Below are 15,873 nucleotides of genomic sequence, written 5' to 3' on the forward strand. Positions count from 1 at the left end.
GCATTACTCACCCGTTCGCCACTCGCCGGCAGGCCGAAGCCCCCGCTGCCGTTCGACTTGCATGTGTAAAGCATGCCGCCAGCGTTCAATCTGAGCCAGGATCAAACTCTTAAGTTCAATCCAACAAAGCACTCAAAGAAATCATTACTGACTTACATATGAGCACTCAATCTTTGCAACATTAAACCGCCGAAGCAGTTTCAGCCGCGCCAACCAAGCACCCACACTTATCGGTTGTCCAATTTTTTAAAGAACCGCTGCGTCAGCAGCGAGAAAGAGATTCTGACAAACTCACTTCGTTTCGTCAAGCACCGCAGCAAACTTTTTTAAATCCGCCGCCGCGCTACCCACCTCTTTCCGCCCCCCACCGCCGCCGCCAAATCCGCCGCAGCGCTGAAGAGGCGCGAATTATATAGACCTCGAAAACCCCGTCAAGCACTTTCGGAAACAAAAACCGAAAATCATTCGCTCTGATAAAAACCCGCCCCGCCGGCGTAATTCTCGAAACGCGTGCATTCGCCGACGAAGGTCATGCGCACGGTGCCGGTCGGGCCGTTACGGTGCTTGCCGATAATCAGTTCGGCCGTGCCCTTGTCCGGCGAGTCGGGGTTATAGACCTCGTCGCGGTAGATGAACATGATGATGTCCGCGTCCTGTTCGATGGCGCCGGATTCGCGCAGGTCAGACATCACCGGACGCTTGTTCGGACGCTGTTCGAGACTCCGGTTCAGCTGAGACAACGCAACGATCGGAACGTGCAACTCCTTTGCGAGCGACTTGATCGAGCGGGAGATCTCGGAGAGCTCGGAGGCGCGGTTGTCGCTGTCCTTGCTGCCGACCATGAGCTGCAGGTAGTCGATGACGATGAGGCCGAGCTTGCCGCACTGGCGCGCGAGGCGGCGGGCGCGGGCGCGCAGGTCGATGGGATTGAGGCCGGGCGTCTCGTCGATGAAGAGCGGGGCGTCGTAGAGCTTGCCCATTGCCATCGTGAGCCGCTGCCAATCCTCGTCGCCGAGGCGGCCCGTGCGGATCTTGCCCTGGTCGATGCGCCCGACCGAGGAGATGAAGCGCGTCGCGAGCTGGGTGCCGGGCATCTCCATCGAGAAGATCGCGACGGGCAGCTTGCAGTCGACGGCGACGTGTTCGGCGATGTTGAGCGCGAACGTCGTCTTGCCCATCGCGGGACGGCCGGCGACGATGATCATGTCGGAGGGCTGCAGGCCGGAGGTCTTGTCATCGAGGTCGACAAGGCCGGTCGGGACACCGGTCACCTCGGACGGGCTGTCACGGTCGTAGAGTTCCTGCACGCGGTCGACGACCTGCTTGAGGATGGGCTGGATCGATACGAAGCCGGTGGTGGTGCGCGCGGTCGACTCGGCGATCTCGAACACCTTGGCTTCGGCTTCGTCGAGCAGCATCTTGGCGTCGCGGCCGGTGGCGCTGAGGGCGGACGCGGCGATCTCGTCGCCGACGGTGACGAGCTTGCGCAGGATGGCGCGCTCGCGCACGATTTCCGCGTAGCGGCGGATGTTGGCCGCCGACGGCGTGCTGTTGGCGATCTCGGCGAGGTAGGCGAGGCCGCCTGCCTGCTCGGATTCGCCGTTCTTTTCCAGCGACTCGAACACGGTGACGACGTCGGCGGGCTTGCCGAGGTCGAGCAGCTTGCTGATGTGCCGGAAGATGCGCCGATGGTCGTCGCGATAGAAATCGGCTTCGCTGGCGAGGTCGGCGACGCGTTCCCAGGCCTGGTTGTCGAGCAGGATGCCGCCGATCAGGGATTGCTCGGCTTCGAGCGAGTGCGGCGGGAGCTTGATTGCCGAGATCGCGGGATCACCGGAGTTCTCGAAGCGGCGCTTTTGAGTGGCCATCGGGGGCAGTCTTCGTGGAAGGCGAGTGCGGAATTCTACCGAAGCGGCAGGGGCGCTGAAAAAGAAAAGGGGCTGCCGAGGCAGCCCCTTTGGGTCGCGTTATCGCGGGCGAATTACTGTTCGCCGAGCACGGAAACGGTGACCGGGACGACGACGTCGTGGTGCAGGGCGACGTCGATCTGCACGTCGCCGATGGCCTTGATCGGGCCTTCCGGCATGCGGATCGCGCTACGCTCGACCTTGAAGCCCTGACCTTCCAGCGCTTCGGCGATGTCGATGTTGGTGACCGAGCCGAACAGGCGGCCGTCCATACCGGCCTTGCGGGCGATCTGGAGCATCAGGCCTTCGAGCTTCGTGGCGACAGCCTGGGCTTCGGCGAGCTTCTCGGCCTGGGCCTTTTCGAGTTCGGCGCGCTTGGCTTCGAACTCGGCCATGTTGGACTGGGTCGCACGCTTGGCCTTGCCTTGCGGGATCAGGAAGTTGCGGGCGTAGCCGTCCTTGACCTTGACGACGTCGCCGAGGGTACCGAGATTGGCGACTTTTTCGAGCAGAATGATTTGCATGTCCGATCTCTCCTGATTACTTGTGCAGATCGGTGTAGGGCAGCAGAGCGAGGAAGCGCGCGCGCTTGATCGCGGTCGACAGCTGACGCTGGTAGCCGGCCTTGGTGCCGGTGATGCGGGCCGGCATGATCTTGCTGTTTTCGGTGACGAAGTCCTTCAGGATGTCGACGTCCTTGTAGTCGACTTCCTCGATCTTCTCCGCGGTGAAGCGGCAGAACTTGCGACGCTTGAACAGGCCGCGGTTGCCGCGGTCATCCTTTTTCTTTGCAAACTTCTTGTTGAAAGCCATTTTCGTTTCCTTCCAGAAATTCGATCTTGCTCAGGTGCAGTACCGGGTTCCGGCTGCGAAGACTCTTCGCGGCGAGAAATCCGGCGACCCTTATCCTCATGCCGGGGGATGCACTGGCCAGCACACCGGCCAGATCACCGACTGCAACCGCCTGCAGTTCGACCGAAACGTCGCGGGGCAGCCCCGCTTCGATCTGTTTCGATTCGTGCGCGAGGCCGCATGCGGCGATCGGCACTCCTGCCGGGGTTCGACGCAGGGGCTGGAGTTCAGCGATCCGGGCGTCGAGGTGCAGCTGGTTGATCCCCGAGTCGGCCACCTCAGGCGGATTCGGTCTCGGTCTTCGCTTCTTCCGCGGCGGGGGCGGCGGTCAGCGAGCGGGACTTTTCTTCCTTCATCATCGGCGACGGGGTGGTCACGGCGCGCTTCATCTTGACGACGAGGTGACGCAGGACGGCGTCGTTGAACTTGAAGGCGTGCTCGAGTTCACCGAGAGCTTCGCCGTCGCACTCGATGTTCATGAGGACGTAGTGGGCCTTGTGCACTTTCTGGATGGGGTAGGCCATCTGGCGGCGGCCCCAGTCTTCGAGGCGATGGATCTGGCCATTGCGGGCGGTGACGAGCGACTTGTAGCGCTCGATCATCGCCGGGACCTGTTCGGACTGGTCCGGGTGGACGATGAATACAACTTCGTAATGTCGCATGGAAACTCCTTGCGGTTGATGACAGCTCCCCGGCATGCGAACCGGTGGAGCAAGGGAAAGCCGGGAAGGATAGCAGGAAAAACTTGACGGATCAAAGCTCGTTGTTTAGCGGCGGGCATTGGTCGGCGCTCGGGCTGCCGTGCTGCTGATCCGGGCGCCCGGGCGGGGCAGGCCGGGGCAGACGTTCGCGGCCTTCGGCTTCCCGGGACGCCGCACGCTGCGGGGGAGTCGCTGCAAACTCGCCCTTCGGGCTCAAACATGCAGCGCCTTGTTTCCCCCGCAGCGTACGCCGCCCCGGCGCTCTCGACAGCCCCGGCCTGCCCCGCCCGAACACCCTTGCGCGCGTGCGATCTCGAGGAGTCGTTTATCGCGGACGGGCGTCCCAGATTTTTTGCAGGCGCTTGACCGACATCGGCATGGGGGTCTTCAGTTCCTGCGCGAACAGGCCGACGCGGAGTTCTTCGAGGAGCCAGCGGAATTCGTCCAGCGCGGGGTCGTCGACGCCAGCCTTGCGCTTGGCGAGGCGCTCCCGCTCGAAGGGTTGGGCGAGACCGCGCCAGTCGGCGAGGAGTTGGGCGTCGCGCGCGGGGTTGTTGCGCAGTTTGTCGAGGCGGACGCCGGCGGCCTTGAGATAGCGCGGGAAGTGGGCGAGGCGCTCCCAGGGGTAGGCGACGAGGAAGTCCTTGGGCATCAGTTCGCGAACCTGGGCCTGGATGTCGGTAGCGACTTCAGGGAAGCCTTTCATGCCGGTGAGGCGCTTTTGCAGGGCGGCGTGCTCGGCGATCAAGGAGGTCGCAAGGCGCATGAACTCTTGCGCGACGAGGGTGATACGCGATTTCGCTTCGATGCAGCGCTGTTCGAAGCTCGCGGCGTCAGTCGGCAGGGGCTCGAGCAGGCAGGTGCGTTCAAGGGTTGCGGCGACGAGCTGGGCCTTGAGTTCGGCTTCGGTACCGAAGGGGATGAAGGCGAGCGCGAGGTCGCGCAGGCCGGGGAGGCGTTCGATGGCGCGGACCTGGTCTTTCAGCGTCAGGGCGAAGAGACGCGTGAGGCCCTTGCGGTGGACCTTGGCGGCTTCTTCGGGGGTGTCGTAGGGGCGTAGCGAGACGCTGTCACCGTCGTCGTGGAGCGCGGGGAAGCCGATGACTTCGCGACCGGAGACTTTGACTTCGAGAAGCTCGGGGAGCACGCCGAAGGTCCAGGCGGTGAAGCCCGAGAGTTGGGCTGGCGGTTCGCTGGCCGTCTTTGTGGGTGCGCCCTGCCCTTTCGGCGCCCCGGAGTGCGGAGGCGGCGGTGCGGCTTTCGCGGCAGCGGTTTCGGGCATCGTGATCCGCGCGCCCCTGAAACGTTCGGCGACCTGGTCGCGCAGCCTCGTGCGCAGTTCGGCGAGATTGCGCGACTGGCCGAGCACGCGGCCGTGCTCGTCGATCACGCGGAAGTTCATGAAGCAGTGCGGATTGAGGTTCTCCGCGCGGAAAGATTCCATCGGGAGCTTGAGCGAGACGCGGTCCTCGACGAAGCGCTGCAGCGCGCGCAGGAGGGGTTCATCGGTATCCCATTCGCCGGCGTCGAAGTGCTGCATGAAGGCCGCGGCGCTCTCGCCGATCGGTTGCAGGCGGTGCCGGTGCTTTTGCGGGACGGTGCGCAGCAAGGCCGCGACTTTTTCTTCCAGCAGGCCGGGCACGAGCCATTCGCAGCGGTTCGCGGGGATCTGGTTGAGCATCGCGAGCGGGACGGTGAGCGTGACGCCGTCGTCGGCTTCGCCGGGCTGGTGCAGGTAGGTGAGCTTGAGCTTCTGGCCGAGGACTTCGAAGTTCGCGGGGAAGCGGTCCGTCGTGATGCCTTCCGCTTCGTGACGCATGAGCTGGTCGCGGCTCAGATGCAGCAGCTTGGGTTCGGCCTTTTCGGCTTGTTTGCGCCAGGCTTCGAAGCTCGCGAGGTCGACGATGTCGGCGGGGAGCTTGGCGTCGTAGAAGGCGTGGATCAGTTCTTCGTCGACGAGGACGTCGGGGCGGCGCGATTTGTGTTCGAGGCGCTCGATTTCGGCGACGAGGCGGCGGTTGTGCTGCAGGAAGGGCATGCCGCGTGCAGGGCCTTCGGCGATTTCGCCTTGCACGAGACCTTCGCGGATGAGGAGTTCACGGCAGAGTTTCGGGTCGGTGTCGCGGTAGCCGATGCCGCGCTTCGGGTAGAGGACGAGGCCGTGCAGCGTGCCGCGTTCCCAGGCACGCACGGCGCCGGAGGCCTTGGACCAATGCGGTTCGAAGACCTGGCGCTTGAGGAGGTGGGCGCCGACTTCTTCGAGCCATTCGGGTTCGATCTTGGCGAGGCAGCGGCCGAAAAGGCGCGAGGTGTCGACGAGTTCGGCGCTGACGATCCATTTGCCGGCCTTCTTCGCGATGGCGGAGCCGGGGTGTGGCCAGAACTTGATGCCGCGGGCGCCGAGGTAGCTGCCGGCCTGCGGGCCGCTGGCATCTTCGATCTTGCAGCCGACATGGCCGAGGAGACCCGCCAGCAGCGCCTTGTGGATCGCATCGTAGTGCGCGGGTTGCTGGTTTTCCTTCCAGCCGTGTTCGGTGCACAGGGTGTGGAGCTGGGTGTGCACGTCGCGCCATTCGCGCAGGCGCATATAGGAGAGGTGGTGCTGCTTGGCCCACGCCTTCTGCTTGCTGCCGGTTCCGTGGCGCAGGACTTCGCTCCAGGCTTTCCAGAGGTTCCAGTACCACAGGAATTCGGAGCGCTGGTCCTGTTCGCCGCCGCGGAATTTGGCGTGCGCCTGGTCGGCGGCACCGGGGCTTTCGGGGTTGCGTTCGCGCGGGTCCTGCGTGGAGAGCGCGGCGGCGATGACGAGCACTTCGGCGAGGCAGGCGCGGTCGCGCGCGGCGAGGATCATGCGGCCGATCTTGGGGTCGAGCGGGAGCTTCGCGAGCTCGACGCCGGTCGGGGTGAGTTCGCGCGCATCGTCGTCTGTGACGGCACCGAGCTCGGTGAGGAGCTGGTAGCCGTCGGCGATCATGCGCGGCAGCGGCGCGTCGATGAAGGGGAAGTCCTCGACGGCGCCGAGGCGCAGCGATTTCATGCGCAGGATCACGCCGGCGAGCGAGGAGCGCAGGATCTCGGGGTCGGTGTGCGCGGGGCGTTTGCCGAGGTCGTCCTCGTCGTAGAGGCGGAAGCAGATGCCGTCCATGACGCGGCCGCAACGGCCGGCGCGTTGTTTCGCCGCCGATTGGGCGACCTTCTCGACTTGCAGTTGCTCGACCTTGTTGCGGTGCGAGTAGCGTTTGACGCGCGCGAGGCCGGTGTCGACGACATAGCGGATGCCCGGCACGGTGAGCGAGGTTTCGGCGACGTTGGTCGCGAGGACGACGCGGCGGCCGCGGCCGGGGGCGAACACCCTCGCCTGCTCCTGCGCGGACTGGCGCGCGTAGAGCGGCAGGATCTCGGTGCCGGAGGCGTGGTGGGCCTTGCGCAGTGCTTCGGCGGCTTCGCGGATTTCGCGCTCGCCGGGGAGGAAGACCAGGGTGTCGCCGGGGCCGCTGCGGTGGGCTTCGTCGACAGCGTCCACGAGGGCGTCGTAGAGGTCGCGGTCCTTGCGGCGGTCGGCGCCGGGGCGGCGGGACTCCTGCGTGGGCGCGTCGTCGCTTTCGACCGGGCGGTAGCGCAGTTCGATCGGGTAGAGGCGGCCGGAGACTTCGATCACCGGGGCGGGTTTGCCGTCGGCGCCGGCGAAGTGACGGGCGAAGCGGTCGGCGTCGAGCGTCGCGGAGGTGACGATGACTTTGAGGTCGGGCCGGCGCGGCAGCAGCGTCCTGAGGTAGCCGAGCAGGAAGTCGATGTTGAGGCTGCGCTCGTGCGCCTCGTCGATGATCAGCGTGTCGTAGGCGGCGAGCGAGGGGTCGCCCTGCGTTTCGGCGAGCAGGATGCCGTCGGTCATCAGCTTGATGCAGCTCGATTCGCTCAGGCGGTCGGTGAAGCGGATCTTGTAGCCGACGGCCTGGCCGAGTTCGCTCTTCAGTTCCTGCGCGATGCGGGTCGCGGTCGCGCGGGCGGCAAGCCGCCGCGGCTGGGTGTGGCCGATGAGGCCGGCGGCGCCGCGGCCCAGCGCGAGGCAGATCTTCGGGAGCTGGGTGGTCTTGCCCGAGCCGGTTTCGCCGCAGACGATGACGACCTGGTGGGCGGCGATCGCTTCGGCGATCTCGTCGCGCTTTTGCGTGACAGGCAGTTCGGCAGGGAAGTCCGGTTTCGGCAGGCGCGCCCGGCGTTCGGCGAGCGTCGCACGGGAGCGCTCGTGCAGCGCGTCGAAATCGGCCTGGAGGCGTTCGCGGCGGGCGCCCTGCTGGCGACGCAGATCGCGCACGAGACGCCGCAGGCGCGGGCGGTCGGCGGAGAGGCAATCGGAAAAATCGTCATCGCGCCGGCGCGCGTCGGCGTGGCGAGAGTCGCTTGCAGTCAATCTCTGTGGTCGTCGGAAGGCGCCAGCATCGGGTGACGCGGGCGGGGCGGTTGAACGGGCGGAATCCCCACGGCGTCACGCGCCGTGCGAGAACACGGGCGATTATGCCAGAACGACGACAGGCCGCACGCAAGGGTCGGCGGCCGGGAATGGCGGCCGACCCGGCTTCAGGCCGCGCCGCCGCACAGGCTCTCGACGGTCCAGCCGCGGCCCAGCAGCACCATGCGGATGTGCAGGGCGTCGAGGATTGCACCGTTCACGCGGCGCCCGAGATAGCGCAGGGATTTGTCACCGATGTCGACGTAGCCCAGTTCGTGCCGCTGCGCCAGGGCGTGCCACAGTGCATGCGCGGCGGCCGATTGGCGGGCGCCGCTGATCAGGCACAGGCCCGACTGCAGCGCCGACTCATACACCGCCGTGGCGATGCCTCGCCGCTGGTAGGCGGGCGCATATTTGGAATGCGGGGCGCGCACGTGTTTTTCGGCCCGACGGTTGAGCTCGACGAGGCGGTTGAACACCGTATATCCGGCCAGCCGCCGTTCGATGACGTCTTCGACGAAGACGTAGAACTCCCCGTCGGCTTCGCGGCAACGGAACACGAGGCCGGGCGCGCCCGACTCCGTGGCCGGCAGGCCGTGCAGCGCGTCACCGGGTGAATTCAGGCGGCGATACAGCGTATCGAGTTCGATATCGAGCGCTTCCGGGCTCTGCTGGACGTCGATCCGCAGTTCCAGCGGCCTCGCGCGCCAGCACGGAAGGCCCAAGGCGGCGGCGCTCATCCCGGACCCGCCCCGCTCCACCAACCGCTCATCAGGCCGTCCGGTTTCTGGATGGCGCATACCCTGGCGCTGGTTTCCCAGACGTCGACCCTGACATTCAGGCCCGCGTAAATCCCGTATCCGGGGCCGGCGAGAATCTCTTCGCCCGCCTGCAGGCTTTCCCCGACCCGGATGGCGCCTTCCGCGATGATCCCCTGCCCGGCCCGGATGCCCCAGCCCGCTTCGAGATGCGCGGCGCAGCGGATCGTCCCGCCCGCGAGGATGCCGTTATCGGCGCGCACGCAATCGGCGCCGTCGATGTTGCCGCCCGCGTGCAGGCTCTTGCCGCACTGGATCGAGCCCTGCGCCGCCAGGTCCTGTCCGGCGAAGGCGTTGCCGGACAAGGTCACGGCGCCTTCGCTCAACAGGTCCCACGCCGCACGGATGTCCCCGCCGCCGGTGACGTCGCCGTGCGCCTCGATGCCCCAGCCCGCCTTGATGTCACCGCCTGCCTGAAGCGTGCCGTCGGAACGGATCTGGGCGCCGGCGACGATCTCCTCGCCCGCGACGATCGTCCGGCCGGCCCGCACGCTGCCACCGACATGCACGGCACGCCCCGCCCGCAGGACCGTGTCCACGTCCACGCTGCCGCGCACTGCGATCGTTCCTGCAAACACCACCGCATCGGCGTCGAGGGCGTCGATCTCGAGGACGGCGTCGGTCGGGCCGAACTGCGACAACAGCCAGCACGCATCATCGACCCGCCCCGCCTTGACGAGCGCGTCCAGCAGTTCCTGGTAGTTGCCGCCGTTCTCGTAATGACGAAGGAACCAGCGGAACCCGTTGGTGCACGGGCGTTTTGCCTTAACGAAGTTTTTGGTGAGATCCATGATCGGTACGGTAAACAAGACTGCAGGTCGTCGCATTGGCGCGCGGAGCCGGCGCGAGCCGGACCGGCCCGGCTGTCGCCAGGACAGGCTCGCGGGCGGCTCCCGGCATCGCGGCGGCACCCGCGGGAACGACGGCGACATGGGGAGGCGCATTCGCCGGACACCAGCCGCGCCACGCGCATACGGTGGTCACTCGCCCGAATGCGTCATGTTCGAAGGACTCCCGCTTGTCGAGATCGGCATGCATGTGGCGAACCTCCCATCGAACCCGGAGCGACGTCGAGAAGTGCCTGCCTGGCGGAATAGGATCCGACACGGCAACAATTCACGACACCCTGACACCCCCTGCACCATGCGCTTTTGCACTGTTGCCCATGTTATCAATTGCAAACCGACAGGATAAGAAACGCTCCGGGAATCATGTTGTTGCCACTGGGGCTACAATAGCCACCTCGCCCTACCCGGAACGGAGAAGATGAAGACCGATCTGAACCTGCTGGTGGTCTATGCCCGCGTCGTCGAAGCGGGCAGCTTTTCCGAAGCCGCACGACGCATGGAAGTGTCGCGATCGGTGATCAGCAAGGCCGTCGCCAAGCTCGAAAGATCGCTCGGCGCGCGACTGATCCATCGCACGACCCGCCACCTCAGCCTGACCGAAATCGGCAAGGCGGTGGCCGCGCACTGCGACCGCCTGCTCGAGGAAGTCGTGCAGATCGAACGCATGGCGGAGAGCCTGAATGCCGAGCCGCGCGGCGTCCTGCGCGTGAGCGCGTCGGTGGCCTTCGGCACCCTGCATGTCGCCCCGGCACTGGCCAGCTTCCTGACGGCGCATCCCGAGTTGAAGATGGAGCTGACGATCACCGACCGGCTGGTCGATCTCGCAGAGGAAGGCTTCGACATGGCGATACGGGTCACCGGCGAGCCACCGCCCCAGCTCGTCGCACGCAAGCTCGCGCCGGTGCGGCGCAAGCTATGTGCGACGCCCGAATACTTCCGGCAGCGCGGCATCCCGCTGACGCCCGCGGATCTGGTGCGGCACAACTGCCTCGACTACACGCATTCGGGCGAGCAGGGACAGTGGCGCTTCAACGGCCCCCAGGGAGAGATTTCGGTACCCGTCACCGGCCCGCTGCACGTCGATGACGACGAGGCGCTGTCACAGGCGGTACTCGGCGACCTCGGGCTGGGCCTCCTGCCCACCTTCATCATCGGCAAGGACCTCCAGGCCGGGCGCCTGCAGGCGGTGCTGTCGGAATACATTCCGGTGGAGCGCCATGTCTATGCGATGTATCTGCCGACGCGCCACCTGCCGTCCAAGGTGCGCACATTCATCGATTTCCTGGTCGCGCAGATCGGCGCCGATCCCTACTGGGATCGGGATAACGACTTCCGGCACGGCGACCGGAAGGATTGACCCTTCCCATCACGGGGAAGGGTCTCAACCGGCCGCGCTCAGCGCAGACCGATGATCATGCTCATCGCGAGCGCCAACACGACCAGCAGCGCGCCCCAGGCGATGACGCCGGCGGTCAGCACGAAAGAGCCCATCAGGCGCGACTTGCTCCGGTCCTCGAGCTTGAAGAGCGGGTAGACGCCGTGATAAATCAGCGCCGCCGAGGCGACCCACGCAATCGCACCGATGATTCCGGCCGCCCACGCCGACGGGATGAACAGCGCCAGTGCGGAGAGCCACAAGGGCGTCGGTGCGACCGCCGCGAGGATGAAGGATTCGGAGTACGGCGGCTTGGCGTCCACGACGTCGCCCATCTGCTGGATGATCGACGCCATCAGCGCAACCATCGCCAGCTCCGCGAGGTAGAACGCGACTGCCGCGGCCAGCGCCTCGCCGATATGGATCGCCGGCACCAATTCCGGGAATACCGCGCCCGGCGTGGCGAACATCGAGTACAGGAACATTGCCGGCGGGATCAGCGACATCGGCATCACGTACATCGTGAAGATCTTCGCGACGGTCGGATGCACCTGGATCAGGTCCTGCCAGCCTTCCGAATACGAATACAGCATCTTGGGTAAGTTGTGCGTGTCCATGACGACCTCCTTGTCCCCTCATTGAGACACCCGTTCGACCGGTTACCCGCGGAAACGATCCCTGCCACCGGGCTTGCCCGCGCCGCCGCGGACCGCTACCGTGCGTGCCGTCACCTGTCGCCGCCCGTTCCGATGTCCCGACTCGAAGGTTTTCCGCCGATCGCCCTGCCGCACGCGCATACCCTGATCCTCGGCAGCATGCCGGGGGCGGCTTCGCTCGCGGCCGGCCAGTACTACGCCCATCCGCGCAACGGCTTCTGGCGCATCGTGTGCGAAGTGCTCGACATCGACCCGACGCTGCCCTACGCGGAGCGTGCGCGGCTGCTCGCCGAGCGCGGCTACGCGCTGTGGGACGTGCTCAGCGCGTGCCGGCGCAAGGGCAGCCTGGACTCGGACATCGAGCCGGAGTCGATGGAAGTGAACGATTTCGACGCCTTCTTCGCCGCCCATGCGGGCATCGCGCGCGTGTTCCTCAACGGCACGACGGCGGCGACGCTGTTCAAGCGGCACGTCGCGCCGCGGCTCGCGGCGCACATCGCGTGGCAGCGGCTGCCTTCGACCAGCCCGGCAAACGCGTCGTATTCGCTCGCCGATAAACTCGCGACCTGGCGGGAGATCGTGCGATGACGCGCAGCGCGAAGGTCGCGGTGATCGGCGGCGGACCCGCCGGCCTGATGGCTGCAGAAATGCTCGCGGACCGCGGGGTGAGCGTCGACGTATATGACGCCATGCCCTCGCCGGGGCGCAAGTTCCTGCTCGCCGGCATCGGCGGGCTCAACCTGACGCATTCCGAACCGAGCGCAGCCTTCCTCTCGCGCTACCGCGAACGGGAAAGCGCCCTCGCGCCGATGCTCGCGCACTTCGGCGCCGCGGAATTGCGCGCGTGGGCGCATGCACTCGGCATCGAGACCTTCGTCGGCAGCTCCGGCCGCGTCTTCCCCACGGAGATGAAAGCAGCCCCGCTGCTGCGCGCGTGGCTGCATCGCCTGCGCGCGGCGGGCGTGCGTCTGCATGTGCGGCACCGCTGGCTCGGCTGGCAGGACAGCGGCCGGCCACCGACCGAGGGGCTGCGCTTCGCGACGCCCGAAGGCGAGCAGCTGATCACGGCCGACGCCGTGATCCTCGCGCTGGGCGGTGCGAGCTGGGCGAAACTGGGCTCGGACGGGGCATGGTTGCCGTGGCTCACCGGTCGCGGCGTCGCGGTCGCGCCCTTGCTGCCCGCCAACTGCGGGTTCGACGTCGGCCAGCTCGCCGGCAACGCCACGCCGGGATGGAGCGAGCACTTCCGCGGCCGCTTCGTCGGCCAGCCGGTGAAATCGGTCGCCGCGCGCTTCACCGACGCCCACGGCAAAACGTCCATGCGCGCCGGCGAGTGCATGATCTCCGCGAGCGGCATCGAGGGCGGCCTGATCTACGCGCTGTCGGCCCCGTTGCGCGACGCGATTGCGGCGACGGGCGCGGCCACGCTGCACCTCGACCTCGCCCCCGGCCGCAGCCTCGAACGGCTCAGCGAGGATCTGTCGCGTCCGCGCGGCGCGCGCTCGATGGCGAGCCACCTGCAGAGCAAGGCCGGCATCGAGGGCGTGAAGGCCGGCCTGCTGCGCGAATGCACGACGAAAGAGACGTTCGCCGATCCGGCGCGGCTCGCCGCCGCCATCAAGGCCCTGCCCGTCCGCCTCGCCGCACCGCGTCCGCTCGACGAGGCGATCAGCACGGCCGGCGGGGTGCGCTTCGAGGATCTCGACGAGCGCCTGATGGTGCGCGCACTGCCCGGCCTCTTCTGCTGCGGCGAAATGCTCGACTGGGAAGCGCCGACCGGCGGCTACCTGCTCACGGCCTGCTTCGCGACCGGGCGTGCAGCGGGAGTGGGTGCGGCCGCCTGGCTCGATGGCCCGAAATGATGTCCACTGAGGAATCCGCTCAACCGCGCCAGGCGTTGAACGCCGCATAGCCCGCCCAGGCCATCAGCAGCGAGCCTGCAACGTGCAGTGCGGTATGCAGCGCGAGCCACGCCCATTCGCCACGCTGCACGAGGTGCAGGCCTTCGGCGGAGAAGGTCGAGAAGGTCGTGAGGCCACCGAGGAAGCCGGTCGTGAGCAGCAGGCGCAAGGCCGGCGACATCTCCGGCACGGCATGGATCCATGCCAGCGCCCCGCCCATCATCAGGCCGCCCAGCAGGTTAGCGGCCAGCGTGCCGAGCGGGATCGTCAGGAACAGCGGGTTGAGCAGCAGGCCGAGGCCCCAGCGCAGCCACGCGCCGACCGCGGCACCGAAACCGATCGCCGCGAAGGCCGGCAGCGGGGCAAGCGGGGCGCTCACTGCGCCTCCTGCGCGGGCACGGCGGCACGCGGAATGTCAGGCCGGCCGGGGCCGCAAGGGTTAAAACGGAAATGCATGGAGCGTCCGCGAGTTGGCAGTCGGGTGGGATTCTAGCCGAGCGGCGCGTCCGCCGCGGCCCTTAGGGCTCAATTGCCGCGCCGACGCGCTAAAATTGCGCGTTCATGCAATCTTGCCCTTTGAATCGAGGCTCTTCCCCGTGTCCGACACTCCGAAATCCGGTGCCGCCGCTGCCGCGCCCGCGAGCAACTTCATCCGCAACATCATCGACGAGGATATCCGGAGCGGCAAATGGGGCGGACGGGTCGAGACCCGTTTCCCGCCCGAGCCGAACGGCTACCTGCACTACGGCCACGCCAAGTCGATCTGCCTGAACTTCGGCCTCGCGCAGAGTTACGCCGGCGTGTGCCACCTGCGCTTCGACGACACCAACCCGGAGAAGGAGGAGCAGGAGTACGTCGACTCCATCCTCGAGGCGGTGAGCTGGCTCGGCTTCGACTGGGGCAAGCACCAGTATTTCGCGTCCGACTACTTCGACAGGATGTACGCGTGCGCGGAATACCTGATCGTCGCGGGCAAGGCCTACGTCGAGTCGCTGTCCGCCGAGGAGATGCGCGCCTACCGCGGCACCCTGACGGAAGCGGGGCGCGAGAGCCCCTACCGCAGCCGCAGCGTCGAGGAGAACCTCGACCTCTTCCGCCGCATGCGCGCCGGGGAGTTCGCCGACGGCCAGCACGTACTGCGCGCGAAGATCGACATGGCCTCGCCCAACATCAACCTGCGCGACCCGGCGATCTACCGCATCCGCAAGGCCCACCATCACCGCGCGGGCGACGCGTGGTGCATCTACCCGATGTACACCTTCGCGCACCCGATCGAGGACGCGATCGAAGGCATCACGCACTCCATCTGCACGCTGGAGTTCGAGGACCAGCGCCCCTTCTACGACTGGCTGCTCGACGCGCTCGCCAGCGGCGGCTTCTTCCCGCGCCCGTTGCCGCAACAGATCGAATTTGCGCGCCTCAACCTGACCTACGTCGTGCTGTCGAAACGCAAGCTGATCCAGCTCGTCGAGGAAGGCCATGTCGCCGGCTGGGACGACCCGCGCCTGCCGACGCTGATGGGCGCACGCCGCCGCGGCTTCACGGCAGGGGGCTTCCGCCTCTTTGCGGAACGCATCGGCGTGACCAAGTCGGACACCTGGATCGACTTCAGCGTGCTCGAGGAATGCATGCGCGAGGACCTCAACGAGGCCGCCGAGCGTCGCGTCGCGGTGCTCGACCCGTTGAAGCTCGTGATCACGAACTACCCCGAAGGGCAGAGCGAGCAGTGCGAGGCGCCGAACCATCCGCTGAAACCCGAGCTCGGCAAGCGCACGATGCCTTTCTCGCGCGAGCTGTGGATCGAGCGCGAGGACTTCATGGAGACGCCGGTCAAGGGTTTCCACCGCCTCTATCCCGGCAACATGGCGCGGCTGCGCTACGGCTACGTCGTGAAATGCACGGGCTGCGAGAAGGACGCCGACGGCAACGTGACGGCGGTGCTGTGCGAGTACCTGCCGGACACCAAGTCGGGCACGCCGGGTGCCGACAGCGTCAAGGTCAAGGGCAATCTCCACTGGGTGTCGGCGGCGCACGGCTACGAAGCCGAAGTGCGTCTCTACGACCGCCTTTTCGCCCACGCCTACCCCGGCAACCGCCGTGAAGGCGACCCGGAAGGCTTCGAGCGCAGCTTCCTCGACGACCTCAACTACGACTCCAAGCGCACGCTCCGCGCGGTGCTCGAACCGGCGCTGCGCAACGCGGCACCCGAGGAGCGCTTCCAGTTCGAGCGCCATGGCTACTTCGTCGCCGACCGCGTCGACTCGCAGCCGGGCGCACCGGTGTTCAATCGCACCGTGACGCTCAAGGACTCGTGGGCGAAGGCCAAGGGCTGAAGAACGCCCTCCTGCGCGGTTGCACGCGCCGT

14 protein-coding genes and 1 rRNA gene are annotated in these 15,873 nt (G+C 66.8%); 4 read left to right on the forward strand and 11 right to left on the reverse strand.

The window, feature by feature from the left end; genetic code table 11:
* From GPA22_RS19275 to GPA22_RS19315, 9 genes are all read right to left on the reverse strand, one after another.
* Positions 1 to 117: ribosomal RNA gene (locus GPA22_RS19275) — 16S ribosomal RNA — on the reverse strand; the annotation flags it as partial.
* 344 nt (positions 118 to 461) lie between these two features.
* Entirely contained in the window at positions 462 to 1,868 is a 1,407-nt protein-coding gene (gene dnaB / locus GPA22_RS19280) for a replicative DNA helicase (protein WP_169257686.1), read from the reverse strand.
* Positions 1,869 to 1,981: 113 nt separating this feature from the next.
* On the reverse strand, positions 1,982 to 2,431 hold the full coding sequence (gene rplI / locus GPA22_RS19285; protein WP_169257687.1) for a 50S ribosomal protein L9: 450 nt from the start codon (positions 2,429 to 2,431) through the stop codon (positions 1,982 to 1,984).
* 16 nt (positions 2,432 to 2,447) lie between these two features.
* Positions 2,448 to 2,720, reverse strand: a complete 273-nt coding sequence (gene rpsR / locus GPA22_RS19290) for a 30S ribosomal protein S18 (RefSeq protein ID WP_015434307.1) — start codon at positions 2,718 to 2,720, stop codon at positions 2,448 to 2,450.
* Positions 2,683 to 3,036, reverse strand: coding sequence for a primosomal replication protein N (priB, locus tag GPA22_RS19295; RefSeq protein ID WP_169257688.1), 354 nt, complete (start codon positions 3,034 to 3,036; stop codon positions 2,683 to 2,685). The genes rpsR and priB overlap by 38 nt, the downstream gene beginning before the upstream one ends.
* A 1-nt stretch (position 3,037) precedes the next feature.
* Positions 3,038 to 3,421, reverse strand: a complete 384-nt coding sequence (gene rpsF / locus GPA22_RS19300; RefSeq protein WP_169257689.1) for a 30S ribosomal protein S6 — start codon at positions 3,419 to 3,421, stop codon at positions 3,038 to 3,040.
* Between the two features lie 364 nt (positions 3,422 to 3,785).
* Positions 3,786 to 7,871 (reverse strand): ATP-dependent RNA helicase HrpA, encoded by a 4,086-nt coding sequence (hrpA, locus tag GPA22_RS19305; RefSeq protein WP_169257690.1) that lies wholly within the window; start codon positions 7,869 to 7,871, stop codon positions 3,786 to 3,788.
* A 167-nt stretch (positions 7,872 to 8,038) separates the two neighbouring features.
* Complete coding sequence (locus GPA22_RS19310) at positions 8,039 to 8,650, reverse strand: N-acetyltransferase (protein WP_169257691.1); 612 nt, start codon at positions 8,648 to 8,650, stop codon at positions 8,039 to 8,041.
* Positions 8,647 to 9,660 carry a hypothetical protein gene (locus tag GPA22_RS19315; RefSeq protein ID WP_343036102.1) on the reverse strand — a complete coding sequence of 338 codons (1,014 nt, stop codon included), beginning with the start codon at positions 9,658 to 9,660 and terminating at the stop codon, positions 8,647 to 8,649. Before GPA22_RS19315 ends, GPA22_RS19310 begins: the two co-directional genes overlap by 4 nt.
* Positions 9,661 to 9,994: 334 nt before the next feature.
* Between GPA22_RS19315 and GPA22_RS19320 the strand changes: the two genes are divergently transcribed.
* Positions 9,995 to 10,933: a LysR family transcriptional regulator gene (locus GPA22_RS19320; RefSeq protein ID WP_169257692.1), complete on the forward strand. Its 939-nt coding sequence runs from the start codon at positions 9,995 to 9,997 to the stop codon at positions 10,931 to 10,933.
* 38 nt (positions 10,934 to 10,971) lie between these two features.
* Here GPA22_RS19320 and GPA22_RS19325 read toward each other — a convergent pair whose 3' ends face one another.
* Positions 10,972 to 11,568, reverse strand: a complete 597-nt coding sequence (locus tag GPA22_RS19325) for a Yip1 family protein (RefSeq protein ID WP_169257693.1) — start codon at positions 11,566 to 11,568, stop codon at positions 10,972 to 10,974.
* 132 nt (positions 11,569 to 11,700) lie between these two features.
* On the opposite strand from GPA22_RS19325, the gene GPA22_RS19330 reads away from it, so the two are divergent.
* Together GPA22_RS19330 and GPA22_RS19335 are read left to right on the forward strand one after the other, a co-directional pair.
* Positions 11,701 to 12,195 (forward strand): DNA-deoxyinosine glycosylase, encoded by a 495-nt coding sequence (locus tag GPA22_RS19330; protein WP_169257694.1) that lies wholly within the window; start codon positions 11,701 to 11,703, stop codon positions 12,193 to 12,195.
* Entirely contained in the window at positions 12,192 to 13,469 is a 1,278-nt protein-coding gene (locus GPA22_RS19335) for a TIGR03862 family flavoprotein (RefSeq protein WP_169257695.1), read from the forward strand. Before GPA22_RS19330 ends, GPA22_RS19335 begins: the two co-directional genes overlap by 4 nt.
* Before the next feature lie 19 nt (positions 13,470 to 13,488).
* Here GPA22_RS19335 and crcB read toward each other — a convergent pair whose 3' ends face one another.
* Positions 13,489 to 13,887, reverse strand: a complete 399-nt coding sequence (crcB, locus tag GPA22_RS19340; protein WP_343036103.1) for a fluoride efflux transporter CrcB — start codon at positions 13,885 to 13,887, stop codon at positions 13,489 to 13,491.
* Positions 13,888 to 14,104: 217 nt separating this feature from the next.
* On the opposite strand from crcB, the gene GPA22_RS19345 reads away from it, so the two are divergent.
* Complete coding sequence (locus GPA22_RS19345; protein WP_169257696.1) at positions 14,105 to 15,841, forward strand: glutamine--tRNA ligase/YqeY domain fusion protein; 1,737 nt, start codon at positions 14,105 to 14,107, stop codon at positions 15,839 to 15,841.
* Positions 15,842 to 15,873: the final 32 nt, after the last annotated feature.

Source organism: Aromatoleum toluvorans, from assembly GCF_012910905.1.
Classification (GTDB): domain Bacteria; phylum Pseudomonadota; class Gammaproteobacteria; order Burkholderiales; family Rhodocyclaceae; genus Aromatoleum; species Aromatoleum toluvorans.